At 50.5% G+C, this 899-nt stretch carries 1 protein-coding gene; it reads left to right on the forward strand.

The window, feature by feature from the left end:
• Positions 1–276 precede the first annotated feature (276 nt).
• The gene (locus tag VBE63_RS30425; protein ID WP_323686691.1) at positions 277–873 is read left to right on the forward strand and encodes a hypothetical protein; all 597 of its coding nucleotides are present in this window, start codon (positions 277–279) and stop codon (positions 871–873) included.
• Positions 874–899 lie beyond the last annotated feature (26 nt).

Below are 899 nucleotides of genomic sequence, written 5' to 3' on the forward strand. Positions count from 1 at the left end.
ATAAGTGCTATTTTTAAGACATAAATAAAAGTGGCTCGGTTTTTGCTTGAGCCACCGTGCGACCAGGGAAGCTGTCGGCTGACAGGAACCAAGGTTTCCTCTTTTTCTCTGAAGTTCGCGTTCAGTTCCAACATTCATATGTGCAAAGGAGATTCCCTATGAACTCGAAGGCAGTACGTCGTTTGGCAACATCCACCGCCGCCGCCATGGCGCTCATTTTCGGGGGGGGGGGCGCAAGCCACGCTGATCAACTTTTACCTCGAATCAACCACGACGGTGACGGTCGACTATGTCACTGTTAACCCTTTTGAGTCGTATTTTTCTTTTGATTTAGATGGTAGCGACGTGATAGGGAATGCTGGTTATGCCAGTGGAACAGGAAGTGATCCTGCATTAGTGTTTGTCGCTCCGGCGGATCAAACATTTGTAAACTTTCAATCGATTATTTTGCCGATTTCTATTACTGATTTGGATAACAGTCAAACAATTACTCAGAACGTGGAATTCTCCGTAAAGAATCAGGTCCAACAGCTTGGTGGAGGCAGTTGGTTAAAAGAGGGTACCTTAGGTATTGTTAATACCCCACAAAGTTTGTTTTCCTTCAATGCAGGAGATTTAAAAATATCTCTCCTGAGTGGCCAGGCAAGGGCATGGTTCGAACCTCAAGGATTCGTGGCAAGCGACAATTCACTTACCACTGGGGCTCGCTCCCCTCAACCCAGCGCGCCCCCACCAACGAATGTCCCCGCACCAGCCTCCCTCTTCCTGCTGGGAGCAGGACTGCTCGCTCTGGTGGGAGGGCGCTTGTTAACAGGACAGCGCTCCCCGAAGCTCCGTCGAGGCACCCAATCTCCGCTAGCATCCGCCGCTTGAGCCGACATGACCGCCCCGGTGATACC

This window comes from Lamprobacter sp. (assembly GCF_034860625.1).
In the GTDB taxonomy this organism is placed as follows: domain Bacteria; phylum Pseudomonadota; class Gammaproteobacteria; order Chromatiales; family Chromatiaceae; genus Lamprobacter.